The organism is Mesorhizobium sp. M0276 (assembly GCF_040321755.1).
GTDB lineage: Bacteria > Pseudomonadota > Alphaproteobacteria > Rhizobiales > Rhizobiaceae > Mesorhizobium.
In genome coordinates, this window is sequence record NZ_JAMYSC010000012.1 from 29,137 (window position 1) to 53,224 (window position 24,088).

The 24,088-nt window shown below is 62.1% G+C and carries 23 protein-coding genes, 1 tRNA gene and 1 pseudogene; 9 read left to right on the forward strand and 16 right to left on the reverse strand.

Features of this window, described 5'->3' with window-relative positions:
* The first annotated feature begins 66 nt into the window (after window positions 1-66).
* From NKJ01_RS11640 to NKJ01_RS11650, 3 genes are read left to right on the forward strand one after another with little or no spacing between them, the layout of a single operon-like run.
* On the forward strand, window positions 67-990 hold the full coding sequence (locus tag NKJ01_RS11640; protein WP_352606657.1) for an ABC transporter permease subunit: 924 nt from the start codon (window positions 67-69) through the stop codon (window positions 988-990).
* The gene (locus NKJ01_RS11645) at window positions 983-2,104 is read left to right on the forward strand and encodes an ABC transporter permease subunit (protein ID WP_352728052.1); all 1,122 of its coding nucleotides are present in this window, start codon (window positions 983-985) and stop codon (window positions 2,102-2,104) included. Before NKJ01_RS11640 ends, NKJ01_RS11645 begins: the two co-directional genes overlap by 8 nt.
* Before the next feature lie 32 nt (window positions 2,105-2,136).
* Window positions 2,137-3,756 (forward strand): ABC transporter ATP-binding protein, encoded by a 1,620-nt coding sequence (locus NKJ01_RS11650; RefSeq protein ID WP_023760522.1) that lies wholly within the window; start codon window positions 2,137-2,139, stop codon window positions 3,754-3,756.
* 46 nt (window positions 3,757-3,802) lie between these two features.
* Here the strand turns inward: NKJ01_RS11650 and NKJ01_RS11655 are convergent, their stop codons facing one another.
* The 5 genes from NKJ01_RS11655 to NKJ01_RS11675 all read right to left on the reverse strand — a co-directional run bounded on the left by NKJ01_RS11655 (window position 3,803) and on the right by NKJ01_RS11675 (window position 7,052).
* Window positions 3,803-4,147 (reverse strand): hypothetical protein, encoded by a 345-nt coding sequence (locus NKJ01_RS11655; RefSeq protein ID WP_023760521.1) that lies wholly within the window; start codon window positions 4,145-4,147, stop codon window positions 3,803-3,805.
* Window positions 4,148-4,412: 265 nt separating this feature from the next.
* Window positions 4,413-4,769, reverse strand: coding sequence for a hypothetical protein (locus tag NKJ01_RS11660; protein ID WP_352728054.1), 357 nt, complete (start codon window positions 4,767-4,769; stop codon window positions 4,413-4,415).
* An 86-nt stretch (window positions 4,770-4,855) separates the two neighbouring features.
* Window positions 4,856-5,077 carry a hypothetical protein gene (locus tag NKJ01_RS11665; protein WP_352606667.1) on the reverse strand — a complete coding sequence of 74 codons (222 nt, stop codon included), beginning with the start codon at window positions 5,075-5,077 and terminating at the stop codon, window positions 4,856-4,858.
* 61 nt (window positions 5,078-5,138) lie between these two features.
* Window positions 5,139-5,438, reverse strand: a complete 300-nt coding sequence (locus NKJ01_RS11670; RefSeq protein WP_352728056.1) for a DUF1236 domain-containing protein — start codon at window positions 5,436-5,438, stop codon at window positions 5,139-5,141.
* A gap of 627 nt (window positions 5,439-6,065) precedes the next feature.
* On the reverse strand, window positions 6,066-7,052 hold the full coding sequence (locus NKJ01_RS11675) for a TerC family protein (RefSeq protein ID WP_352728058.1): 987 nt from the start codon (window positions 7,050-7,052) through the stop codon (window positions 6,066-6,068).
* 438 nt (window positions 7,053-7,490) lie between these two features.
* On the opposite strand from NKJ01_RS11675, the gene NKJ01_RS11680 reads away from it, so the two are divergent.
* Entirely contained in the window at window positions 7,491-8,132 is a 642-nt protein-coding gene (locus tag NKJ01_RS11680) for a hypothetical protein (protein ID WP_352728060.1), read from the forward strand.
* Between the two features lie 172 nt (window positions 8,133-8,304).
* On the opposite strand, the gene NKJ01_RS11685 is transcribed toward NKJ01_RS11680, so the two are convergent.
* A tRNA-Pro gene (locus NKJ01_RS11685) sits at window positions 8,305-8,381 on the reverse strand.
* 200 nt (window positions 8,382-8,581) lie between these two features.
* On the opposite strand from NKJ01_RS11685, the gene NKJ01_RS36445 reads away from it, so the two are divergent.
* Together NKJ01_RS36445 and NKJ01_RS11695 are read left to right on the forward strand one after the other, a co-directional pair.
* Window positions 8,582-8,728, forward strand: coding sequence for a hypothetical protein (locus tag NKJ01_RS36445; protein ID WP_502905876.1), 147 nt, complete (start codon window positions 8,582-8,584; stop codon window positions 8,726-8,728).
* A 169-nt stretch (window positions 8,729-8,897) separates the two neighbouring features.
* Window positions 8,898-9,135, forward strand: a pseudogene (locus NKJ01_RS11695) (hypothetical protein); the annotation flags it as partial.
* Here NKJ01_RS11695 and betB read toward each other — a convergent pair.
* The 5 genes from betB to betI form a co-directional block, all read right to left on the reverse strand.
* Window positions 9,099-10,562, reverse strand: a complete 1,464-nt coding sequence (gene betB, locus NKJ01_RS11700; protein ID WP_352728062.1) for a betaine-aldehyde dehydrogenase — start codon at window positions 10,560-10,562, stop codon at window positions 9,099-9,101. The pseudogene NKJ01_RS11695 and the gene betB overlap by 37 nt on opposite strands.
* Before the next feature lie 81 nt (window positions 10,563-10,643).
* Window positions 10,644-12,296, reverse strand: coding sequence for a choline dehydrogenase (gene betA / locus NKJ01_RS11705; RefSeq protein WP_352728064.1), 1,653 nt, complete (start codon window positions 12,294-12,296; stop codon window positions 10,644-10,646).
* Window positions 12,289-13,290 carry a threonine/serine dehydratase family protein gene (locus tag NKJ01_RS11710; protein WP_352728066.1) on the reverse strand — a complete coding sequence of 334 codons (1,002 nt, stop codon included), beginning with the start codon at window positions 13,288-13,290 and terminating at the stop codon, window positions 12,289-12,291. The genes betA and NKJ01_RS11710 overlap by 8 nt, the downstream gene beginning before the upstream one ends.
* Entirely contained in the window at window positions 13,290-14,819 is a 1,530-nt protein-coding gene (betC, locus tag NKJ01_RS11715; protein ID WP_352728068.1) for a choline-sulfatase, read from the reverse strand. Before betC ends, NKJ01_RS11710 begins: the two co-directional genes overlap by 1 nt.
* The gene (gene betI / locus NKJ01_RS11720) at window positions 14,816-15,406 is read right to left on the reverse strand and encodes a choline-binding transcriptional repressor BetI (RefSeq protein WP_352728070.1); all 591 of its coding nucleotides are present in this window, start codon (window positions 15,404-15,406) and stop codon (window positions 14,816-14,818) included. The genes betC and betI overlap by 4 nt, the downstream gene beginning before the upstream one ends.
* 201 nt (window positions 15,407-15,607) lie before the next feature.
* On the opposite strand from betI, the gene NKJ01_RS11725 reads away from it, so the two are divergent.
* Window positions 15,608-16,774, forward strand: a complete 1,167-nt coding sequence (locus tag NKJ01_RS11725) for an acetyl-CoA acetyltransferase (RefSeq protein ID WP_352606685.1) — start codon at window positions 15,608-15,610, stop codon at window positions 16,772-16,774.
* 28 nt (window positions 16,775-16,802) lie between these two features.
* On the forward strand, window positions 16,803-17,807 hold the full coding sequence (locus NKJ01_RS11730) for an asparaginase (RefSeq protein WP_352728072.1): 1,005 nt from the start codon (window positions 16,803-16,805) through the stop codon (window positions 17,805-17,807).
* 8 nt (window positions 17,808-17,815) lie between these two features.
* On the opposite strand, the gene NKJ01_RS11735 is transcribed toward NKJ01_RS11730, so the two are convergent.
* Window positions 17,816-19,192, reverse strand: a complete 1,377-nt coding sequence (locus NKJ01_RS11735; RefSeq protein ID WP_352728074.1) for a TIGR03808 family TAT-translocated repetitive protein — start codon at window positions 19,190-19,192, stop codon at window positions 17,816-17,818.
* Window positions 19,193-19,312: 120 nt separating this feature from the next.
* On the opposite strand from NKJ01_RS11735, the gene greA reads away from it, so the two are divergent.
* Window positions 19,313-19,786, forward strand: a complete 474-nt coding sequence (greA, locus tag NKJ01_RS11740; RefSeq protein WP_023760505.1) for a transcription elongation factor GreA — start codon at window positions 19,313-19,315, stop codon at window positions 19,784-19,786.
* On the opposite strand, the gene NKJ01_RS11745 is transcribed toward greA, so the two are convergent.
* The 4 genes from NKJ01_RS11745 to NKJ01_RS11760 form a co-directional block, all read right to left on the reverse strand.
* Window positions 19,783-20,172 carry a type II toxin-antitoxin system death-on-curing family toxin gene (locus NKJ01_RS11745; RefSeq protein WP_352728076.1) on the reverse strand — a complete coding sequence of 130 codons (390 nt, stop codon included), beginning with the start codon at window positions 20,170-20,172 and terminating at the stop codon, window positions 19,783-19,785. The two genes, greA and NKJ01_RS11745, sit on opposite strands and share 4 nt — an antisense overlap.
* Window positions 20,169-20,390, reverse strand: a complete 222-nt coding sequence (locus NKJ01_RS11750; RefSeq protein WP_352728078.1) for an AbrB/MazE/SpoVT family DNA-binding domain-containing protein — start codon at window positions 20,388-20,390, stop codon at window positions 20,169-20,171. The genes NKJ01_RS11745 and NKJ01_RS11750 overlap by 4 nt, the downstream gene beginning before the upstream one ends.
* An 86-nt stretch (window positions 20,391-20,476) precedes the next feature.
* Window positions 20,477-22,597: a methylmalonyl-CoA mutase gene (gene scpA, locus NKJ01_RS11755; RefSeq protein WP_352728080.1), complete on the reverse strand. Its 2,121-nt coding sequence runs from the start codon at window positions 22,595-22,597 to the stop codon at window positions 20,477-20,479.
* Window positions 22,594-24,036: a methylmalonyl-CoA mutase subunit beta gene (locus NKJ01_RS11760; RefSeq protein ID WP_352606696.1), complete on the reverse strand. Its 1,443-nt coding sequence runs from the start codon at window positions 24,034-24,036 to the stop codon at window positions 22,594-22,596. Before NKJ01_RS11760 ends, scpA begins: the two co-directional genes overlap by 4 nt.
* Between the last annotated feature and the right edge of the window lie 52 nt (window positions 24,037-24,088).

A 24,088-nucleotide genomic window follows, 5' to 3' on the forward strand; every position in this document is an offset into this window, starting at 1 on the left:
AGATTTGAACGCTAGAGCATAATCGTCCAGTTGGACGCACACTGCTCTGGATCAAGCGGGGCACCGATGCTGCGATATGTATTAAGGCGGCTTCTGACCGCCATTCCGACGCTGTTCGTCATCGTGACAATGGCGTTTTTCCTGATGCGCGTCGCGCCAGGCGGCCCGTTCAACCAGGAGCGGGGGCTGAGCCCTGAGATCAGAGCCAATCTCGAAGCTCAGTTCGGTCTCAACGACCCGCTCTGGCTGCAATTTGTCCACTATCTCGGCAATCTTTTGCGCGGCAATTTCGGGCCGAGCTACAACATGCCGGATTTCACCGTCACCGAACTCTTCGCCAAGGGACTGCCTATTTCGGTCCAGCTCGGCGCGTCGGCACTCGTCCTGGCGCTTCTGCTCGGTTCCGTGCTCGGCACCATTGCCGCGCTCAACCAGAACAAGCTTGGCGACTACATGGTGATCGCGCTGGCGACCGCCGGCAGCACGATTCCCACCTTCGTCATCGCGCCGGTGATCCAGCTTCTGTTCGGGCTGACCTGGAAACTGCTGCCGATCGGTGGATGGGGCGATGGCGCTTTCATCAACAAGGTCGGCCCGGTGCTGACGCTCGCTCTGCCGCAGATCGCCATCGTCGCCCGACTGATGCGTGGCTCGATGATCGAATCGCTGCGATCCCATCATATCCGCACGGCACGCGCGCTCGGCCTCTCCGATTGGTCGGTGGTGGTCAAGCACGCGCTGCGTGGCGCCATCCTGCCGATCGTCTCCTTCACCGGCCCGGCGGCCGCGGCTCTGCTGACCGGTTCGGTCATCGTCGAGACGATCTTCTCCATTCCCGGTGTCGGCCGCTATTTCGTCGATGCCGCGCTCAACCGCGATTACACGCTGGTGATGGGAACGGTGGTGGTGATCGCCATCTTCACCATCGTTTTCAACCTGATCGTCGACGTCATGTACGCGGTCGTCGACCCGAGGGTGCGCTATGACTGACATCGCAGCCACGGCTCCCGCCGTCATCGGCCGCTCGCTCTGGGGGGACGCCTGGGCGCGCCTCAAGGGCAATCGCGCCGCCATGTTCAGCCTCTATTACCTCGCTTTAATCGCGCTCATCAGCGTGGTCGGCCCCTCACTCGTGCCGCATCAATACACGACCATCTACGGTGATTATGTGCGCACGCCGCCAAGCCTTTCGGCCTATCCGAAGGCCGACACGATCGAGACGGCGCTCACCGAAGCGATCAAGCGCATGCGGGTCGACCTCAAGGAGTGGCGGCAGGAGGGCAACCAGGTCTTCGTTACCGTAAAGTCGACCAAGCCGATCGACGACCGCAACATCCGCTATCTCGATCGCTCCGATGCCTTTGACGGCACCAAGATCGAAAGCAAGTCGCCTGACGGCCTCGAAGTGACGATGAGCGCCTCGATCAAGCAGCAATACTTCCTGTTCGGTACCGACAACACCGGCCGCGATCTGTTGTCCCGCACGCTGATGGCCGGGCGCATATCTCTGGCCATCGGCCTGCTCGCCGGCATCGTGGCGGTGGTCATCGGCGTGGTCTACGGCGCCGCTGCCGGCTTTGCCGGCGGCAAGGTCGACGAGGTGATGATGCGCATCGTCGACGTGCTCTATTCCTTGCCCTTCATCTTCTTCGTCATCATGCTGGTGGTGTTCTTCGGCCGCAATTTCGTGCTGATGTTCCTGGCGGTCGGCGCAGTGCTGTGGCTCGACATGGCGCGCATCGTGCGCGGCCAGGCACTGTCGATCCGCCGGCAGGAATATGTCCAGGCGGCGGAGGCCATGGGTGTCGGCCAGCGCGGCATCCTCCTGCGCCACGTCATCCCCAACCTGCTCGGGCCCGTCGTGATCTACATGACGCTGCTGGTGCCGCAGGTCATCATCCTGGAGAGCTTCCTGTCGTTCCTGGGGCTCGGTGTGCAGGAGCCGATGACCAGCTGGGGCGTACTGATCTCGGTCGGCGCCAAGAACATCGGCACCGCCAACTGGCTGCTCCTGTTTCCCGCCTTCTTCCTCGTCTCGACGCTGTTCGCCTTGAACTTCGTCGGCGACGGCCTTCGCGACGCGCTCGACCCAAGGGATCGCTAAGATGGGGATCGATAGAGATGGGGATCACTGAGATGGCTGCTTCCGAAACGATCCTCAGCGTCAAGGACCTGCGCGTCCGCTTCCGCACGCTCGACGGCGCGGTCGAGGCGGTCAAGGGCATCAACATACATGTCAACGCGGGCGAAACCGTTGCCGTCGTCGGTGAGTCCGGCTCCGGCAAGAGCCAGACGATGATGGCGGCGATGAGCCTGCTGGCATCGAATGGCGAAGCGACAGGCAGCGTCGACTATCGCGGCCGCAACCTTCTGGCTCTGAGCAAATCCGAGCTCAACAAGGTCCGTGGCCGGAAGATCAGCATGATCTTTCAGGAGCCGATGACGTCGCTCGATCCTCTCTATTCGATCGGCAATCAGCTGATCGAGCCGATCCGCCGGCATCGCGGCTTGAATGTCGCCGAGGCGCGCGAAGAGGCGCTCAAGCTGCTGCGGCTGGTGCATATTCCCGATCCCGAGCGGCGGATGAAGTCCTATCCGCACGAAATGTCTGGCGGCCAGCGCCAGCGCGTGATGATCGCCATGGCGCTCGCCAACGATCCCGACATCCTGATCGCCGACGAGCCGACGACGGCGCTCGACGTAACCATCCAGGCGCAAATCCTGATGCTCTTGGCCGAATTGCAGCGCAAGCTCGGCATGGCGATCGTCTTCATCACCCATGATCTTGGCATTGTCCGTCGCTTTGCCGACCGTGTCTATGTCATGCGCCAGGGCGAGGTTGTGGAGGAGGGGGAGGCTGAAGCCATCTTCGTCAACCCGCAGCATGCCTATACGAAAATGCTGCTGGCAGCCGAGCCGACCGGCCACAAGGCGCCGCCGCCCGCCAACGCCCCGGTGCTGCTCGAAGGCAGGAATGTCGAAGTGACCTTCAGGATCGGCGGCGGGTTTCTTGCTGGCGAGCCGTTGATGCTGCGTGCCGTCGACCACATCTCGATCCGACTGCAGCGCAACCAGACCATCGGCATCGTCGGTGAATCCGGCTCGGGCAAATCGACGCTCGGCCGCGCCTTGCTGCGACTGTTGCCGAGCGACGGCCTCATCCGTTTCGGCGATCACGACATTTCCACTGCCGACCGACAAGCGATGAGGCCGCTGCGGCGCCAGATGCAGCTCGTCTTCCAGGATCCGTTCGGTTCACTATCGCCACGCATGACCGTCGGCCAGGTCGTCACCGAAGGGCTTCTGGTGCATGAGCCGAACCTTTCGGGCAAGCAACGCGACCAGCGCGCGGTCGAGGCCTTGCGCGAGGTCGGCCTCGATCCAAATGCCCGCAACCGCTACCCGCACGAATTCTCAGGCGGCCAGCGGCAGCGCATCGCCATTGCCCGCGCCATGATCCTGAAGCCCAAGCTGGTGGTTCTGGACGAACCAACCTCGGCACTCGACCGCTCGGTGCAAAAACAGATCGTCGAACTGCTGCGCAAGCTGCAGGCCGACCACGAGCTGTCCTACCTCTTCATCAGCCACGATCTGTCAGTCGTGCGCGCCATGGCCGACTACATCATCGTCATGAAACAGGGCAAGATCGTCGAGGAAGGGCCGACCGAGGCGATTTTCAGCAATCCGCAGCACGTCTACACCCAGACGCTGATGGCCGCGGCGATCGACGTCACACGGTTTCGGTTGAGCGCCTGAGACCGTAGCCACCAAAAGGCGCAAAACACCAGACACGGCTGTTCACTCAGTCCGTTGACCTCGGGCACTTGTTTGCCCGAACCGCGACTAGGGCGTCTTGCTGCTGTTTCAGCCGGGCGATCCTAGCCGTTTCACGGTTGGCGACCGCGGTTTTTACACGCGAGCCGCCCGGCAGCCAGCGCGGAACGTTGGTATTCGCGATTTTGCCGCGGGTAATTGCGGTTCGCGAGATGTCGCGGGCGATGCCTCCCAGCGCACTGTTGAGCTCAGGGCACGACATCGCATCGTATTTCGCCGGATCGACAGTTCTGCCGATCGATGAACAGCCGACGACAAGAAACAGCGCAATCGTCAGGGCCGGTGGCGAGGCTGTCGTTGAATTCGAATTCATGTCGCATCCGGCTTGCCGTTACATCGAGCCCGTCATACCGCATCGAAGTACCTAGCGCTGACGGCCATTTTCGTCAAAGTTTCGCCGCGGCGCGCTTTCGCATTTTGGTTGTCTCCGACCTGGAAAGGGATGTTCAGCGGCTTCGTTCGGATCGCCTGGTCGACCTGCAAACTTCGGCGGCACGAGCTGAAAGCGGTAAGCCAGCCGCCGCACCGTTCCCGCCCTCCAAATTGTTGGGCCATTCGTTCAATTTCCCTGCGAACTCTCACGCTGCTTCGGCAACGAACTTCGCCGATTCGTCCCCGAGCACCGCCTGAACGGCATCGATCTCGTTTTCATCGACATGCGCCGTCACCAAAATGATGCCCTCAGCCATGCTCGCATCATTCGTCTTTGCGGAACTCGTGGTAAATGTGCCGAGCAGGCCGCCGGCAAGGCCGCCAAAGACAGCGCCTGCCATCGCTGTCGCCGATAGTCCCGCGGCAAGAGGATTGATGGCGTGAACGGCAATGCCGCTCAACCAGGCCAACCCGCCAGCGCCAGCGCCAGCGATTGATCCCAGAGCGAGCGCCCATAGAAATCCCGCTTCGTCCCGGTAAGGTCCAATGATGGCGATCTCCACCCGAAGAATTCCAGCTCCCATAAGGTCGCCTGCGACCCGGGCAGCTTCGGCAGGCGAATCAAAAAGTCTGCTGATTGTCGCCATGGCTACTCGGGTTTTTGGCTGTTCAGATCGGAGACGAAAGACGCGGCGATCAGGTCGTCGCCCTGAATTCGCCCCTCGCGGTCCTCCATCATGGCCGCGACTTTCTGGAAGGTCTTCATTTCGCCCTTGGTGATGCGGGCCTCTTGCATCTTGGCCTTGAGGTCAGCCACGCGCGCCCCCAGCGCTTGGGATATTTCAGTCTCACGGTTCATGGCGATCTGCATCCGTTTTGCTGCGAAGCCCGTGGCCCCAAAGGGCGGCGGGCTTCAGCCGACAGCGGCTGGTTCAGTCGATGATCTTGATGATCTTGTGGGTACCCGGATCCACGACAACTGTTCGGTTGTCGATCACTGTGTAGCGGTATTTGACGTTGGGGACTTCGTGAAGCTCGACCGTTTCGGGCAGCGCTGTTCCAACATTGAGTTCCACACCGGGAAGTTTCACCGAAGCGAGGGGCTGCTTCTTCACATATTCACGGATGACTGTTTCCTGCTCGGGCTGGAGGATGATGTCCTCGGCTGCGGCTGCTCCGATACCTGCAAGCAACAGAAGCGCCGCCGCCGCGGTGGTAAGATGCATTTTCATGAATTCCTCCTTTGCAAACCGACGCAGCACAACATCGTCTGCGCCAATCACTCGAACTTGGGGCAGGTGCAAACGTTCCCGGGGCTGGGCTTCGGTCGGGCGGAGCAGGGGACTTAAGTCTGATCGCAAAAGGCAATGGTCTTACCAAGGGCGTAGCCCGGAACGGCCGCTGTTTGCGGTCGTTGTCCGCTGCAAGTTGTGGGAGGAAACCGATGGAGAAGAGCGTTGGCCAGGCGCGCTGGTTGCTCGCACCAGTCTTCGCGATGGCCATCACCTTGATGGCTATTGGACTAGCCCTTGGCTGATCGTCCAGGAGATGACCCATGAAGATTTGCACATCGGCGCAGCTACGTCCCTTCCTGCAGCCGATAGGGTTCGCTCGCCGGGTAGTAATCCTGGTGAGCGAACTCTCTTTTCCATCCGCGACCGAGCATTTTGGTTCCTTTCGAGTGAAGGAGGCCAAGGGCCGTCGTCGGCGTCGCTGACATGTTCCAACCAGTCCACGACCTTGCCGTCCTTTGACCTCCTGGAGGGGTCATGGCGGTCAGCCGCATCCGGAGCAAGAACGGCGCCGGTCTGTACCTCCTCGTCGTTGCGTCGACCGACGGACAGGGTCGACTCCCCCGTTCACGCGGACCGCCGCTGCTGATCCCTGGTCTTGAGAAGACTCCAGACCACGCCGGCGGCGATGATCGCAAACGTAATGCCGAGCGAGAAGGCGGCCGGGAACTTTTCAAGGCCAAGGAGATCGGCGACGAAGATCTTCGAGCCGATGAAGACCAGGACGATAGCGAGCGCGGGCTTCAGATAACGGAAGCGGTGGATCATCGCCGCAAGCGCGAAATAGAGGGCGCGAAGGCCGAGGATCGCAAAGACGTTCGAGGTGTAGACGATGAATGGGTCTGTCGTGATCGCGAAAATGGCAGGGACGGAATCCACGGCGAAGATGACGTCGGCCACCTCGACCATCACCAGGGCCATGAAGAGCGGGGTGATGAACCAACTCGCCTGGCCTGTTCCGGGATTTGTCTTTTTGACGAAAAACCGCTGTCCGTGGTGCTCTTCGGTGACCCTAAAGCGATTGCGCATGAAGCGGAAGAGGACGTTCTTGGACAGGTCGGGTTCTGCCTCCTTGACGATCAGCATCTTGATGCCGGTGATGATCAGGAACGCGGCGAAGATATAAAGAACCCAAGCGAACTCGGCGACCAGCATCGCGCCGACACCGATCATAATGGCACGCAGCACCATGACGCCGAGGACGCCCCAGAAGAGCACCCGGTGTTGGTAGATGCGCGGCACAGCAAAGAATGAGAATATCAGGGCAATTACGAAGATGTTGTCGAGCGCCAGCGTCTTTTCGACGACGAAGCCTGTTAGATAGGCGAGGCCGGCGTCGGCGCCGAGATACCACCATACCCAGCCACCGAAGGCGAGCCCGAGCGCGACATAGAGGGCAGAAAGCATCACGCTTTCGCGGACGCCAATTTCCTTGTCCTGCCTGTGAAGAATTCCAAGGTCGAATGACAGAATAGCGATAACAAGGACAAAAAAGCTCGACCACATCCAGAGCGGTGTCCCGAGCCATTCGATGAACAAGAATGAGAAACTCAAGGGCAATCCCCTGTCAGCACGGCTGTCAGAAAATCGGTCCGACATCGTAAGAGTGCCGAGGCTCTCACCAGAGGGGCCCGGACCAGCGGGTTGGTACCCACTTGGGAACTCATTTTCTGACGATCAAGGGTCCGGCGGGACTTTTACTGGGGCCGGAAGATTGCGGCCTGGAGTTCAACTGGGGTTTTGCCATGAGGCTGGTCCGACGGGCTAAAGCCCTGCGTCGGAGCAAGACGCGCGTTTTGAATCTGACCAGATCCCTTAGGTGGCGCTGGCAAAAGGGGAATCCGATTTGGTGAGCTGACCTGCATTTCGGAAAGAAAGGCTTGCCCAAACAATGGGTAGAGCTCCATCCAATTCCTGGATCAGGGAACTTGCTTCTTCCCGTGAAATACCGGAAGAAAGATGATCGACTGAGGATTGATTCGGAGCTTGCGAATGCGCGGGGTGCGAGCGGCTGTGGCTGCACTGGTCCTGACCTGTTCCATCACTTCCGCTCTCGCCGACAATTCTCCCTTCATCTATATTGCTACCGAAGATCCTTTCACCGTCGGTCAACCGGCGAAGAACGACGTGTATTTTTTTGGCGGCGTTTTTGCGGCCGGATCATTTGGGAACACAATCAACGTATTCGGCGCCGACTATACGAACAACTACATAATCGGAGCTGCCTATGGCCGCGATTTCGTCGATATGGGCGCTGGTTTCGTTCTTGGCGGTGTGACCGGGGCTGCCGTAAGATTTGGCGAGGACGACGACACGTCAGGAGAAGTTTGGGCCGGGGTTAGGGTTCGTCACCAGGGCCTTGTCATCGGCGATCTGGCGATTGCGCCCGCAGTGACGGCCGGTTTGAGTGCGGTTACGGGCACCACCGAGATCGAACGCGAACGCGAAATCTATTACGATGGCGACGCGTCTTTGCTTGGTTTCATCGGCGCGGAGCTTTCTTTCAGGCTAAGGCAAGCTCCCAATGTCGAGCTTGTCTATCAACTCCACCACAGATCCGGCGCCGGTGGTACGTTTGGAAATATGGGAGAGGGTTCCAACGCGAATACTGTTGGGCTTCGTTATCGCTTCTAGCTGACGCCTCAACGCCACCCGACACTGTGGACCGGCGCACCTTCACAGCCCTCGTTGGCGAAGCGCGACCCCGATCGGGTGACACACGTCGCCAGGCCGGCAGAACTCAGAGCGCCGGCAGGCCTCGCGCTGTGGGTATCGGGAGAACAAACAACTAAGTGCCTGTTTTTTCTGGTCGGAGTGGCAGGATTTGAACCTGCGACCCCCTCGTCCCGAACGAGGTGCGCTACCAGGCTGCGCTACACTCCGTGACCAGACCGCGGGCTTATAGCCGCCACACCTCGTTCCTGCAAGCGCCAATGGCAGCACTTCTGTCGCATTTCATTCCTTTCGTCGGGCATTTCCGCAAAGCTCGGATTTCGGTCCGCGATAAACGTGGCTTAAAACCTTGCGTGCTAAGCCGCGGGCCTCGATATCAGTACCTTTCCGCCTCTTGGGAGTTTCCGGTCTTGCCCTTCAGGATCGTTGGCGACGCTTGGCCCAACAGTTTCGAATTCGAGACCGAAGCGCTGATCAAGCCGCCCGGCTTTCGCGAATATGTTGCGCGCTGGTGGTTCGGCCATCCCGCTCCACGCTACCACCGGAGCTCAATCTGATCGGGCCCGGCCACTCGGCATGGGGCTTGGCACGCTGATTCGCCGTCCCGGCGCAGGACCCGGATATCGTCACCGGACATGACCTCCGCTCCAACTTGCTGTCGTTCAAGCGGGCGCTGGTGTCGGGCTGGGGCTGCCGGCGCGCGGATCCGTCGCAATGGTCACGGCCGCGCTAGACGGTTCGGGTGGCGCCGACCTCAAGCCGGAAATCGAGGCACGCGTTGGTCGCCTGTTCCGCTGGCACATAGACCCGGCGCCGCTCGGCCTTTGGATCGACCGCATCGACGAGTGCGGGCGCTATCTTCTATCATCTGGTCTGTGCGCTGACGCAGTATCTGGACAGCACGCTGAAAAAGCCGCGTAGATCGGCTCAATACGGGCTCGCCACGTCGCCGGTCTCGACATAGATCGACTTCAGCTGCGAATAAAGCGCCAGTGCCGCCAGCGAGTTCTCGCGTCCGATGCCGGACTGCTTGAAGCCGCCGAACGGGATTTCCACGGGTGTCAGATTGTAGGCGTTGATCCAGCAGGTGCCGGCCTGCAGCTCGGCAATGACGCGGTGGGCGCGCGGCAGGTCGCGGGTGAAGACACCGGCGGCTAGGCCGAATTCGGTGTCGTTGGCGCGGTCGACCACTTCGTCCTCGCCGTCGAATTTCAGCACGCTCATCACCGGCCCGAATATCTCCTCGCGGGCGATGCGCATCGTGTCGGTGACGCCGGTGAACACGGTCGGCTCGACGAAGAAGCCGCCCTGGAAACCCTGCAAAGAAGGCACGTTGCCGCCGCAAGCGAGTGTCGCGCCGTCCTGCTTGCCGATTTCGATATAGCCGACCACCTTGTCGTGCTGCGCCTTGGAGACCAGCGGCCCCATCTGGGTTTCGGGATCGAGTGGGTCGCCGATGCGGATTTTCTTCGTCCGCTCGACAAGGCGTTCGACGAAGCGGTCGTGGATGCCGCTTTGCACGAAAACCCGCGTACCGTTGGAGCAGATCTGCCCGGTCGAATAGAAATTGCCGAGCATGGCGCCGCCAATGGCATTCTCGATATCGGCATCGTCGAAGACGATCAGCGGTGACTTGCCGCCGAGCTCCATCGTCGCGTGCTTCATCTTCGAGCCGGCGAGCGACAGCACCTTGCGGCCGGTCGGCACCGAGCCGGTCACCGAAACCTTGGCGACGACATCGTGGCCGACGAGCCCGGCGCCGACATCGCCATAGCCCTGCACGACGTTGAACAAACCGTCGGGCAGACCGGCCTCGCTGTAGATCTCGGCCAGCGCCAGTGCCGACAGCGGGGTGTTTTCCGACGGCTTGAACACCATCGCGTTGCCCATGGCGAGCGCAGGTGCCGATTTCCAGCCGGCGATCTGGATCGGGTAGTTCCAGGCGCCGATGCCGACGCAGACACCCAGCGCCTCGCGCCTTGTGTAGGCGAAGGGCCCGCCGAGATCGACCGACTCGCCATTGTAGGCGGCAACCGCACCGCCGAAATATTCGAGGCAGTCGGCCGCCGACGGGGCGTCCGCCACCAGCGTCTCCTGGATTGCCTTGCCGGTGTCCAGGGTCTCGATGCGGGCGAGGTCGGCGTTGCGGGCGCGCAGGATATCGGACGCGCGGCGCAGGATGCGCCCACGCTCCACCGGCTTCAGCCGCGCCCAGGCGGGCTGCGCTGCCCGCGCTGCCTCGACGGCGAGTTCCAGCACGTTCGGCGTCGCCGAGCGCAGCATGGCGATGGTCTCACCGGTTGCCGGATAGATGACCGGCAGCGGCGCGCCGCCTTCGTCCTCGATGTAGCGTCCGTTGACATAGGGCGATGCCGTGGGCTGGGCGCGCATGGGAGGTCTCCAATTGGTCTGCGCCCCCCAAATGGGTGGCTCGCTCTATCGGGCAGCTCGATCTGTCGGGTGGATCATGCTCTATCTGTCCGACGCCTGCCAGCGTGGATTGATCCATGGTTCCTGGTTGGACGGCGCCAGCGGCGTGCGGCCAAGGATGTGGTCGGAAGCCTTCTCGCCGGTCATGATCGATGGCGCATTGAGGTTGCCGTTGGTGACACGCGGGAAGATCGAGGAATCGGCGACCCGCAAGCCGTCGACACCGATGACCCGGCACTCCGGATCGACCACGCTCATCATGTCGTCGGCTCGGCCCATCTTGCAGGTGCCGCAGGGATGATAGGCGCTCTCGGCGTGGTCGCGAATGAAGACGTCGAGATCATCGTCCGATTGCACTTGGCTGCCCGGCGAGATTTCCTGGCCACGATAGGGATCGAAAGCCGACTGGCCGAAGATTTCGCGCGTCAGCCGGATGCAGTGGCGGAACTCCGTCCAGTCGTCTGGATGCGACATGTAGTTGAAGCGGATCACCGGCTTCGATTTCGGGTCCGGCGAGCGCAGCGTCACCGAGCCGCGCGACTTCGACCGCATCGGCCCGACATGCGCCTGGAAGCCATGCGACTTCGCCGCCGCCTTGCCGTCATAGCGGACCGCGGCCGGAATGAAGTGGTACTGAATATCAGGGTAGTCGACGCCGGCGCGCGAGCGCACGAAGGCGGCAGCCTCGAAATGGTTGGTTGCGCCAAGCCCGGTCTTGAAAAACAGCCATTGCGCGCCGATGCGCGCCTTCGAGAATGGGTTGAGCACTGAATTGAGCGTGATCGGCAGCAAGGATTCCTGCTGGATATAGAGCTCCATGTGGTCCTGCAAATTGCGGCCGACGCCAGGCCGGTCGGCCAGCACTGGAATGCCGTTCTCGCGCAGATGCTCGGCCGGGCCGATGCCCGAAAGCATCAGGATCTTGGGTGAGTTGATCGACGATGCGGCGACGATCACCTCGCGTCGCGCCTTAACGACCTGAACCTGTTTGTGAGCTTCGATCTCGACACCGATGGCGCGTTGATTCTCGATGATCACCCGCCGCGCAAAGCCCTTGACGAGACTCACATTTTTGCGTCCGAGCGCCGGCTTCAGATAGGCCGATGCCGCCGACCAGCGGCGGCCGCCGCTGATGGTTTGCTCCATCGGCCCAAAACCTTCTTGCTTGGAACCGTTGTAGTCGTCGGTCAGTTCGAACCCGGCCTGGCGGCCGGCCTCGACAAAGGCCCCGTAGAGCGGATTGCGGCGCGAACCGCGCTGAACGTGCAGCGGCCCGCCGTGACCGCGCCAGCCATCCTCGCCGCCGTCGGAGTCCTCCATGCGCTTGAAATAGGGGAGCACATCGGCAAACCCCCAGCCGGCCGCACCCTCTTCGGCCCAATGGTCGAAGTCGCGCGCATGGCCGCGCACATAGACCATGCCGTTGATCGAGGACGAGCCGCCGATGACCTTGCCGCGTGGCGTTGCCAGCACGCGGCCGCCAAGATGCGGCTCCGGCTCGCTGGCAAAGCCCCAGTCATAGAGACTCATGTTGAGCGGTATCGACAGGGCCGACGGCATCTGGATCAGCGGCCCGATATCGCTGCCGCCGAACTCGATGACGATGACCGAATGCTTGCCGTCCTCCGACAGGCGATAGGCCATGGCCGAGCCGGCCGAGCCGGAGCCGATGATGACGAAATCTGCTTCAAGCATGGTTCATATGCGCCATAAAATCGGCGAGCGAGACATTGCCGCCGGTAGCCACAACAAGGACGGTCTTGTCCTTCACATCCACCTTGCCGCCGAGCAGTGCCGCCAGCGACGCCGCGCCCGACGGTTCGAGCACCAGCTTCATGCGCTCGAAGGCGATCCGCATGGCGCGCCGTACCGATTGATCATCGACGGTGACGCCGCGAACACCGGCGGTCTTGACCGCCGCGAACGGCGCGTCGCCCGGCCGTCGCGACATCAGCCCATCGCAGATCGACTTCGGGCCGATCGGCATGGTCTCGATGCTGCCATGCGCCAGCGACGCGCCCATGCCATTGAAACCTTCCGGCTCGACGCCGATGATTTCAGTGGCGGGCGACAGATAGTGGAAGGCGAGCGAAACGCCACCGATCAACCCGCCGCCACCGACCGAGCAGAACAAGACCTCGGCGCTGGCACCCTTGGCCTCAAGCTGGTCGAGCGCTTCGAGGCCGGCACCCGCCTGGCCGGCGACAATCTCCGGATCGTCGAACGGATGCAGCAGGGCCAGACCTTCGGTCTCGGCGATCTCGCGCGCCTTGGCGGCGGCAACCTCTTCTCGCGCGCGCTCGCCATGGTCGGTCAGCACGACGCGGGCACCATAGCCCGCCGTTGCGTCGCGCTTGGCGGCTGGTGCGTCGATCGGCATGACGATGGTGACGGGAATGCCAAGCGCCTGGCCGGCAGCCGCCAGCCCTTGCGCGAAGTTGCCGGAGGAGTAGGCGACGACGCCTTCCTTAGCTTCATCGGCCGAAAGCTGCTTCAGACGCCAGTAGGCGCCACGCACCTTGAACGAGCCTGCCCATTGCAGCGATTCCGGCTTGACGAAAACACGAGAGGCACCGGTTTCTCTGGCCAGTGCCGCGGATTCCAGCAGCGGCGTGATCTGCGTCGCCTGGGAGGTAACGGCATAGGCCTGTCTAAGGTGATCGAGGGAGGGGACGAGCGCTGTTGTCATCATTCGCCCCGCGGATACCTTTTGCTCTCTTCGAGATTGTCGAGGTTCATGTGGTTTCGCATGAACCGCTCCGAAGCCCTCTGCAGGGGCTGGAAATCCCAGGGGTAATAAGCGCCGTTGCGCAGCGCCGGATAGACCACCCAGCGACGCGCCTGGCTTTCGCGCACGGCGGCGTCGAAGCCGGCCATGTCCCAGCGCCCCCGGATCTTGTCCATGAATGCCACCACCAGGCCAGCATGGACGGGATCGTCGGCCAGATTGTTTCGCTCGAGCGGATCGGCTTCGAGATCGAACAGTTGAGGCGGATCGAGCTCGCAATGGACGAATTTGTATCTGCCTTCACGGATTGCAACGAGTGGCGCGGAAGAACCTTCGGCGGCATACTCCATCAACACGGGTGCCGTGCGCTGCCCGCCATTGGCGAGCGGCAGCAGCGACTGGCCGTCGGTCCATGGCGCGATCGCGGCGATGTCGAAGCCGGCGAGGTCGCAAAGCGTCGGTGTCACGTCAAGATTGGAAACCGGCGCCTCGATCAGCCCGGCGGGGACGCCTTTGCCGGCAATCATCAGCGGCACCCGCGCCGAACCCTCGAAGAAGCTCATCTTGAACCACAGGCCCCGCTCGCCGAGCATGTCGCCATGGTCCGAGCAGAACAGGATGATTGTGTCGTCGAGCATGCGCGTGCGCTCGAGGACGTCCAGGAGTTCGCCGAGCTTGTCGTCGACATAGGAGATATTGGCGAAATAGCCGCGCCGCGAACGCCGCACCTGTTCCGGCGTGATCTCGAATGAGGGATAGTCGCTGGCGTGGTACAGCCGCCGGGAATGCGCATCCTGCTCGTCATCCGCGATGAACCCGGTTTCCGGGTCCAGCGCCTGGCAATGCTCATAGAGATCCCAATACTGCTTGCGCGCGACGTATGGATCGTGCGGGTGCGACAGCGAGACGGTGAGACACCAGGGCCGGTGGTTCGCATCGTCCTGTTCGCGCGCAAGCTGATAGAGCTTTTGCGTGGCGAGGAACACGACCTCGTCGTCATATTCCATCTGGTTGGTCGTCTCGGCGACGCCGGCGCCCGTGACCGAACCAAGATTGTGGTACCACCATTCGATGCGCTCGCCGGGCTTGCGGTAATCCGGCGTCCAGCCGAAATCGGCCGGGTAGATGTCAGTGGTCAGCCGCTCCTCGAAACCGTGTAGCTGATCCGGCCCGACGAAATGCATCTTGCCCGACAGGCAGGTGTAGTAGCCGGCTGCGCGAAGATGATGGGCGAAGGTCGGGATCGATGAGGCGAATTCAGCCGCATTGTCATAGACACCAGTGCGCGACGGTAATTGCCCGCTCATGAACGAGGCACGGCCCGGCGCGCAGAGCGGCGACGCCGTGTAGTTGTTGGCAAAGCGCGCCGAACGTGCGGCCAAGGCTTTCAGGTGCGGTACGTGCAGAAACTCTGCCGGGCCGTCCGGAAACAGGGTCCCGTTGAGCTGATCGACCATGACGATCAGGAAATTGGGTCGCTTCGTTGTCACTGTTTGCGCCGCTCGCCAAGTTTGGTTTCGAGATAGTCTTCGACCAGCGCAATGGCGGTCGCAGCATCAGGCAAGCCGTCCTTCAGCGCCCGCCTGATGTAGAGCCCGTCGATCATCGCCGCCGTCGCTTCGGCGACGCGGTCGGCTTCGGCTCTGGGCAAGATCCCGGTCAGACCGCTCATCAGGTTCGAATGGAGCCGCCGCGCGTAGACCCTGAGCAGCCGGCGCAAGGCTGATGACTTCTGTGCCTCGACATAGAAGGCAAGCCAGGAGGCGATGGTTTGCGGCTGAAACTGAATGTCGGAGAAGTTGACGGCGACCACCGCCGAGACGCGTTCGCGCGGTGTGCCGGCCGAACCAAGGGCGCGCAACGTGTCGGCGGTCAGCTCGGCCAGGATATGGCGCATCGTCGCCAGCATTAGCTCGTCCTTGGCGCCGAAATAATGATGGGCAAGGGCCGATGAAACGCCGGCGCGCCCGGCAATCTCAGACATGGTCACGTCGAGCGAGCCACGCTCGCCGATCGCCGAGATCGTCGCGTTGATCAGCGCCTTGCGGCGCAGCGGTTCCATTCCGACTTTCGGCATTTCGCTATGATCCTTTGAAACAGGATTATTTTTTATTGACGGGTCAATCAACAAAAAAATCGACACTGGTTTCGTTTGTACCAAGCGATTGTCGGCTTGCAGCCCTTCACGAAGCGGGCAGGACTGTTTATCTTTGAACAATAAATGCGAGGTGCGCCTTGAGCCCACATGCTAGGCTGGCGCTAAAGAATGGAGGCCGCCATGACCGCATGCATCGTTGGCTGGGCGCATTCGCGCTTCGGCAAGCTCGAGGGCGAAACGCTCGAAAACCTCATCGTCAAAGTGGCAACGGACGCGCTCGACCATGCCGGCATCGGTCCTGACGAGGTCGACGAGATCGTGCTCGGCCATTTCAACGCCGGTTTTTCGGCGCAGGATTTCACCGCCAGCCTGGTGCTTCAGGCGGACGACCGGCTGCGCTTCAAGCCGGCGACGCGCGTCGAAAACGCTTGCGCCACAGGCTCGGCGGCGGTCCGGCAAGGCATCCGCGCCATCGACGCCAATGCTGCCCGCATCGTGCTGGTGGTCGGCGCCGAGCAGATGACGACGACGCCCGGGCCGGAGATCGGCAAGAACCTGCTCAAGGCCTCCTATCTGCCCGAGGATGGCGACACCCCTGCGGGTTTCGCCGGTGTCTTCGGCAAGATCGCGCAGGCCTATTTCCAGCGCTATGGCGACCAGTCGGACGCACTCGCCATGATCGCCGCCAAGAACCACAAGAACGGTGTCGACAATCCCTATGCGCAGATGCGCAAGGATTTTGGCTATGAGTTCTGCCGCCAGGAAAGCGAAAAGAACCCTTTCGTTGCCGGTCCCCTGAAGCGCACCGACTGCTCGCTGGTCTCCGACGGCGCCGCCGCCCTTGTCCTCGCCGACACCGCGACGGCACTGAAGATGCGCCGCGCCGTTGCCTTCCGCGCCAACGAACATGTGCAGGATTTCCTGCCGATGTCGAAGCGCGACATCCTGACCTTCGAAGGCTGCGAACAGGCTTGGAACCGGGCGCTGAAATCGGCCGGTGTGACGCTCGACGATCTCTCCTTCGTCGAAACGCATGACTGCTTCACCATTGCCGAACTGATCGAATACGAGGCGATGGGTCTGGCCAAGCCGGGAGAGGGCGCCAGACTGGCGCTGGACGGCACAACGGCCAAGGATGGCCGCCTGCCGGTCAATCCGTCCGGCGGGTTGAAGGCCAAGGGCCACCCGATCGGCGCCACAGGCGTGTCCATGCATGTCTTGACCGCCATGCAGCTTGTCGGCGAGGCCGGCGGTATCCAGGTGCCCGGTGCAAAACTCGGCGGCATCTTCAATATGGGCGGTGCGGCGGTCGCCAACTACGTTTCAATATTGGACCGGATCAGGTAGAAGCAGCCCGTATTTTTGCGGGGTAGCCATGACAAATCCGGTTCTGATCGAAGTGTTGCGCGGCGCGCTCGTCGAGAGCGCGCATCGTGGCGCGGTCGCCGTCTTCGATGCCGATGGCAAACCGGTTTGGGAGATTGGCGACACGGCCAAGCCGGTGTTTCCGCGCTCCGCGGTCAAGGCGATCCAGGCATTGCCGCTGGTCGAAAGCGGCGCGGCCGACGCCTATGGCTTCGGCAACCGCGAACTGGCGCTCGCCTGCGCGTCCCATTCGGGCGAGCCGGCGCATGTCGAACTGGCGCGATCGATGCTGGCCAAGGCCGGGCTGGACGGCTCGGCACTCGAATGCGGCACGCATTGGCCGTCCAATCATGACGCCGAGATTGCACTCGCCCGCGCCGGCGGCTCGCCGAACGCATTGCATAACAATTGCTCCGGCAAGCATTCCGGGTTCCTCTGCACATGCGTCCACGCCGGCATTGCGCACCGCGGCTATGTCAAGCCGGGGCACGGCCTGCAGGAGATGGTGCGAGACGCCATGCAGGCGGTGACGGGCGCTGTCCATGGCGCGGACGAGCGGGCGACCGATGGCTGCTCGATCCCGACCTATGCGGTGCCGCTCCGGAGCTTCGCGCTTGGCTTTGCCCGCATGGCAACGACAAATGGTTTTGGTCCCGAGCGAGCCAAGGCCGCGAAGCGTCTGCTGGCTGCCTGCATGGCCGAGCCGTTCTTCGTTGCCGGCACCGGCCGCGAAGACGTCGCGCTGATGGAGGCCGCACCAGGGCGGATTTTTACGAAAGGCGGCGCCGAAGGCGTCTATTGTGCAGCAGTTCCGGAACTTGGTCTCGGCATTGCACTCAAATGCGATGATGGCGCCGGCCGCGCCGGCGAAGCCATGGTTGCCGCCGTTCTTGCCAAACTGCTGCGCGCCGACGAGGCCCTGGCGTCAAAGCTAAACGTACTGGCAAACGTGCCCATCAAAAGCCGGAACGGTGCCAAGGTCGGGGCGCTGAGGCCCACCGGCGCCTTGAATTAAAACGGCCCTCAACTGGCGTGATTGCGCTCGACGGTCAGATGCGCATATCCGGTATCGTTTGACGAGGTGAGATCGCCTGTCGCCGGCTGGGCCCAGCGTTGGCCAACAATGGCGCCATTCTGCGCGCTGTCGATGACATTGTCTGAAATGACCGCCGTGCCGGCGCCCTCGACCACCGACACGACGATGCCGGTACCTACCTTGCGGATGATGTTACCGGTGGCAACGACATTGCGCAGATACGGCCCCCAGCCAATCTGCATGCCGTAGAGCGGCGCGTTCTCGATGACATTGTTGGAAACGGTCGTGTCGGCCTCAACGCCAATGCCGACGCCGAATCCAGGCGAGTCGGCGGGGTAGGGACCGCTGGTCGACAGATTGCGCACGATGTTGCCAGAGCAGACGCCCATACGGCCGCCTTCGTTGAAGTTCACGATCGAGATGCCGTTGGCGGCTCCATCGACGATGTTGTTGCTGATGATGGCGCCTTCGAACGAGAACTCGGAGTAAACGGCTGTTTCGCCGGAACGCGAGCAGGTATTGCCCGATATCTGCAGATTGCTGGCGCTGTTGGCGCGGATCGCCGAGAAGGCGCAGTCGGAGACGATATTGCCTGAAATGACTACATTGCCGGCCCGGAAAGCATTGATGCCATTGCCGTTCTGACCGGTCCCGCCGCTGCGCGCCTGGACCCGTTCGACGCGGTTGCCGGTAACGATGGTACCGTCTTCCGCCGCCTGCCAGCGGTGCACGAGAATGCCGCCATTGGCGCAGTCTGAGACGGTGTTGCCCGTGATTGCCAGCCCCCCGGCCTCGACCGAATAGATGCCGGCATCGGCAGCCCCCGATATCTCCGAACGTTCGACCCGGCCCGCCGCGTGTTCCAGCGCCAGTCCGCTCTTGCCGCTGCCGGTGATCTGGCAATTGTCGACGACCAGATGCGCGACCCGGCGCAGATCGAGCAGCCCTTGCGCGTAGTCGCCCATCGAGCGGTTTGCACCGTCGAAGACCAGCCCGCCGAGTTCGATATGGTCGGCCTGCTCGGCCATGAACAGGTGACCGTCGCCGCCATAGACGATGCGCGTTGCGCCCGGCACGCCGGAAAGACGCACGCGGCCGGGCAGCGAGATGTTGGATACGACATAGGTGCCCGGCGGCAGGAACACCGGCATGTCGCGATCGTTTGCGTCGCGCAGCAGCTTGGCGAAGGCCTTGCTCTGATCGTCGAGGGTGCCGGGCTGCGCGCCAAGTTCCGTGGCATTGATCGAACCGCGCATAGAGGCTTTCTCGATACCGGTCAGGCCGGCGGCCGCCGTCTTGCCAAGCGATAGGCCCACGACGGCAAAGCCGGCGGTTCCGATCAGCAGCGTTCGTCTGTTCAACATCGGCACAGGTCCTGGCTTTTGACCCTTGCACCGCAGGAATCGTGCCAGCCAGTCCGCCTCTCCGGTCGAGGGCAACGACATTCGCTTGTCGAGCAGCCTTTCCGCGCCTAAGTTCAGGGAATGAGCAGAGCTTTCACTCGCGAGGAAGACAGCGAAAACGCCATTGCCGGTGTCGGTGAGCGACCGATCAGCCACCACCGCAATCTGGTGACGGAGCGCGGGCTGGCGCAGATCGAGGACAATCTTTCCGATTTGCGCGATATACTGGCGAAAGCCGAAAGGAAGGCAGACCGCGAGCGCATCGCGTTGGTGTCACGCGACCTACGCTACTGGACCGCCCGGCGTGAAAGCGCCGAACTCTCCGTGCCGGAACCGGGCAGCGACCTTGTACGCTTCGGCATGGGCGTCACGCTTGAGGGCGATGACGGCAGGAAGGTGCACTGGAAAATCGTCGGCGAGGATGAGGCGGATCCGGCAAAGGGCACGATTTCGCACGTGTCGCCGATGGCCGTCGCGCTGTTCGGCAAGAAAGTCGGCGACGTAGCCGTGGTCAACGGCAAGGAATGGGAAATCGTCAAGCTTTCCGACAGCTAGTCTTCGAGCTTGACGACATGGTCCCGGAAGAACGCTGCAGCGCCCGCTTCATCGATTTCGCCTGAAGCGACTGCCATGACGAATTCGTAGAGTGTGCCGTTATCGGCTGTCAGGACATGGCCGTTCACAATCAAAAATGCGCCGGCGGCCACGATGGCGGTACGCTTGTTGCCGTCGACAAAGGCATGATTCCGGGCAATACCAAAGACATAGGCGGCAGCGAGATCCTCGATCGCCGGATCCCCATAGTTCGCCTTATTTTCAGCGCGTGAGAGCGCTGATTCGAGAGCGTTCTCGTCTCTCAAACCTTGTGCCCCGCCATGCCTGAGCAACTGCTCGGCATGCATCGCTTCGACCGCGCGTCGGGTCAGGAACTCCCAGTTCATTCTGCGAGCTTCTGAAGTGCGACCTTGTATTTGTCCATGACCTTGCGAGCAGCTTCCATCTGCCGTTCGAAACTGTCGTCCACCGGCTCGAGAGCAATACCCTTGTCCGTTTCGACGATCTGAAGCTGATCGCCTGCCTTCATGTTAAGACGATCGAGCAGATCCTTGGGCAGGATCACGCCTTCGGAATTACCGATCTTGCGAATGATGGTGTTCATGATGGATTATCCTGTTGCAACGTCGATTATAACACAAGCGCCGTGCGTTGCAACAGTTATTATAACAAGTTATTATAACAAGCCTGTCAAGCCGAAAGCAGCCGGTCGAGCAACCGATCCGCTGCTTCCGGAATGACCGTGCCCGGCGGGAATATCTCAGCCGCGCCTGCTTTCAGCACCGCGTCATAGTCCTGAGGAGGGATGACACCGCCGGCGACGATCAGCATGTCGCCGCGGCCGAGCTTCTTCAGCGAGTCACGTAACTCGGGGATCAGCGTCAGATGCCCTGCAGCCAGCGACGAGGCGCCGACGATGTGGACGTCCTGAGCGACCGCCAGCCTGGCGATCTCATCGGGTGTCTGGAACATCGCTCCGACGGTGACGTCGAAGCCGAGATCGGCGAAGGCCGTGGCGATAACCTTCTGCCCACGATCATGGCCGTCCTGTCCCATCTTGGCGACGAGTATACGCGGCTTGCCTCCGGTTTTCTTCTCGAAGGCGTCAACCTTCTCCTGCAGCCCGTCGACAACGGGATGATCGCCAAGGGCTTTGCGATAGACGCCAGAAATGGTCTGCACCGTAGCGACATGGCGCCCAAAGGTTCTTTCCAACGCGAATGAAATCTCGCCTACCGTGGCATTGGCTCGCGCGGCCCGGATGGCGAACTCCAGCAGGTTTTCGTTGCCCTGTGCGGCACGGGTCAGCGCATCGAGTGCGGTTTCGACGGCGGCGACGTCGCGCGTGCCCTTCAGCCGTTGCAACTTCGACAATTGCCTGGCCCTGACCTCGGCATTGTCGATCTTCAGCACGTCGACCTCCATGTCCTTCTCGGGACGATAGGCATTGACGCCAACCAGCATCTGTTCGCCGGAATCGATGCGTGCCTGCGTGCGCGCTGCCGCTTCCTCTATGCGCAGCTTGGGAATGCCCTGTTCGGTCGCGGCGGCCATGCCACCGAGCGCCTCGACCTCCTCGATGTGGGCAAGCGCGCGGGCCGCCAGGTCATGCGTCAGCCGTTCGAGATAGGCCGAGCCGCCCCACGGATCGATAACGCGTGTCGTGCCGGATTCCTTTTGCAAAATGAGCTGCGTATTGCGGGCGATCCGTGCCGAGTGGTCGGTCGGTAGCGCCATCGCCTCGTCGAAGGAATTGGTGTGCAGCGACTGCGTATGTCCCTGCGTCGCCGCCATAGCCTCGATCATGGTGCGTATGATGTTGTTGTAGGGATCCTGCGCCGTCAGCGACCAGCCCGAAGTCTGGCAATGGGTGCGCAGCGACAGCGAGCGCTCGTCCTTGGGCAAGAAATTCTTCTTCATCAGGGTCGCCCACAGCAGGCGCGCAGCCCGCAGTTTGGCGACTTCCATAAAGAAGTTCATGCCGATCGCCCAGAAGAAGGACAGACGCGGCGCGAAGCGGTCGATATCGAGGCCCGCTGCAACGCCGGCGCGGGCATATTCGATGCCGTCGGCGATCGTGTAGGCAAGCTCCAGGTCGGCTGTCGCGCCGGCCTCCTGCATGTGATAGCCGGAGATCGATATCGAATTGAACTTCGGCATGTTCTTCGACGTGTAGGAGAAGATGTCCGAAACGATCCGCATCGAGGGTTTCGGCGGATAGATATAGGTGTTGCGGACCATGAACTCCTTCAGGATGTCGTTCTGAATGGTTCCGGCAAGATCCTTCTGCGCAACGCCCTGTTCTTCCGCCGCGACGATGTAGAGCGCCATGATCGGCAGCACGGCGCCGTTCATCGTCATCGACACCGTCATCTCGCCGAGCGGAATGCCGTCGAACAGTTGCCGCATGTCGAGGATGGAATCGATGGCTACCCCCGCCATGCCGACGTCACCGGCAACGCGTGGATGGTCGCTGTCATAGCCGCGATGCGTGGCAAGATCGAAGGCGACCGACAGCCCCTTCTGGCCGGCGGCAAGATTGCGCCGGTAAAACGCGTTGGACTCTTCGGCCGTCGAGAAGCCGGCATATTGCCGGATGGTCCAGGGCTGCTGGATATACATGGTCGGGTAGGGGCCGCGCACGAAAGGCGGCAGCCCCGGATAGGTGTCGAGATGCGGCAACCCCTTGAGATCGCTTTGATTGTACAGATGCTTGGCGACAAGTCCTTCCGGCGTCGTCCGCTGGCCTTTGACCTCGACGGGGGTGCGGGGTGGCGGGACCCAACCGATCTGGCTGAAATCGGGGATCAAGAGGCGGCTCCGATGGATTGGTCGATGCGGACCGGAAACAGCGGCTCACAGACGGCAACGCCTTCGGTGAAGGCAGGCCGCCGTTCCGCTGCCAGCGTCTCGACCGGACTTTCGCCTTTCAGCGGGTAGAGCGTGGTGCCGATGATGACCCGCTCGCCTGCCTGGTAGGCCGCATTGCGCTGCGCTGCCGCGGCGTGAACTCGCTTCTGGATATGTCCGTCCCGAAGGCTGGACAGGATGCCGCCCTCGGCCTCGATTGTTTGCAATTGCGCCCAGGCCATCTCGCAGAGTTCGTTGGTCAGCGCTTCGACCGCGCCGGAACCATAGGCAGGATCGGCGACATGATCGATATGGCTTTCATTCGCCATGATCAGCTGCGTGTTGCGGGCGACACGACGGGCAAACCCCGCCGGCAAGCCATGCGCGATCGTGTGCGGCAGGATCGAGATCGAATCGGCGCCTCCGGATGCCGCGGCAAAGCAGGCAATTGTGGTGCGCAGGATGTTGGTCTCCGGATCCATCGCTGTCATCATCCGAAACGACGTCTCGGCATGGATGTTGGCCGTGGAACTGGGGATCGAGCAGGTCTCCTGCACCCGCGCCCAGAGCCTGCGCAGCGCCCGCACCTTGGCCATAGACAGCAACTGATCCTGGTCGACGCTCAGCGCAAAGCCGATATGGGGCGCGGCATAGACAAGCGGCTGCCGCGCCGTCTCGAACATTCTGAGATAGGATATCGCCGAAGCCAGCATGATGCCAAGCTCCTGCGCTTCCGTCGCACCGGCATTGTGGAACACACGTCCGTCCGCTTCCAGCAGCACGCCCGGAACGCCCATCGAGAAGAAATGCGCCAGCGACTGCGGCATCGAAGCCTGCAACGCCTCGATCGACATGCGCAGCCGGCCGGTTCCGGCGAAGATCGCCGCCGGATCGATGCCGAAGGAGAGGTTGAGTTTTGCCGGGTCTGACCGGCGCTTGCTCAGGAACGCCACCAGCCAGTCGGCCACGGCGCGGCTCCAGGGATGGGCGTCGATGCGAACCTGGACGCGGTTGAGCGGTACGCCGTCCAATACCGTCTCCAGTGCTTCCGCCGTTCTCGGCAGGCCGTAGCCGAACGCGTTCGGCGCCCCTTCGAAGACAAGTGACAATCCCGTGGCGCCTTGCGCTACGTCGTCCAGAGCCTGGGTTCTGGCGCGCTCGATATCCGGATCGTCGATGCGCTGGCTGACGATCCACGGCGATTTCGGGTTTGCGCGCACGGTCGGCTCTGCCGCTGTGCTGCGATCGTAGAGCGGTTCGATGCGGATGTTGTCGTCGGTATGCGAGACCAGCTTCTCTTCGAAGGATGCGCCGGCGAGTGCCTTTTCCGCCAAGGCTCGCCATCGCTGGCGCTCGGCGTTCTCTGGTTCGACATCCCTGGTCAGGGCTTCGGCGGCCATCCGTCTTCCTCGCTTTATGCGCCCGCACCAGCCTGGAGCGGTTCAGTCTACG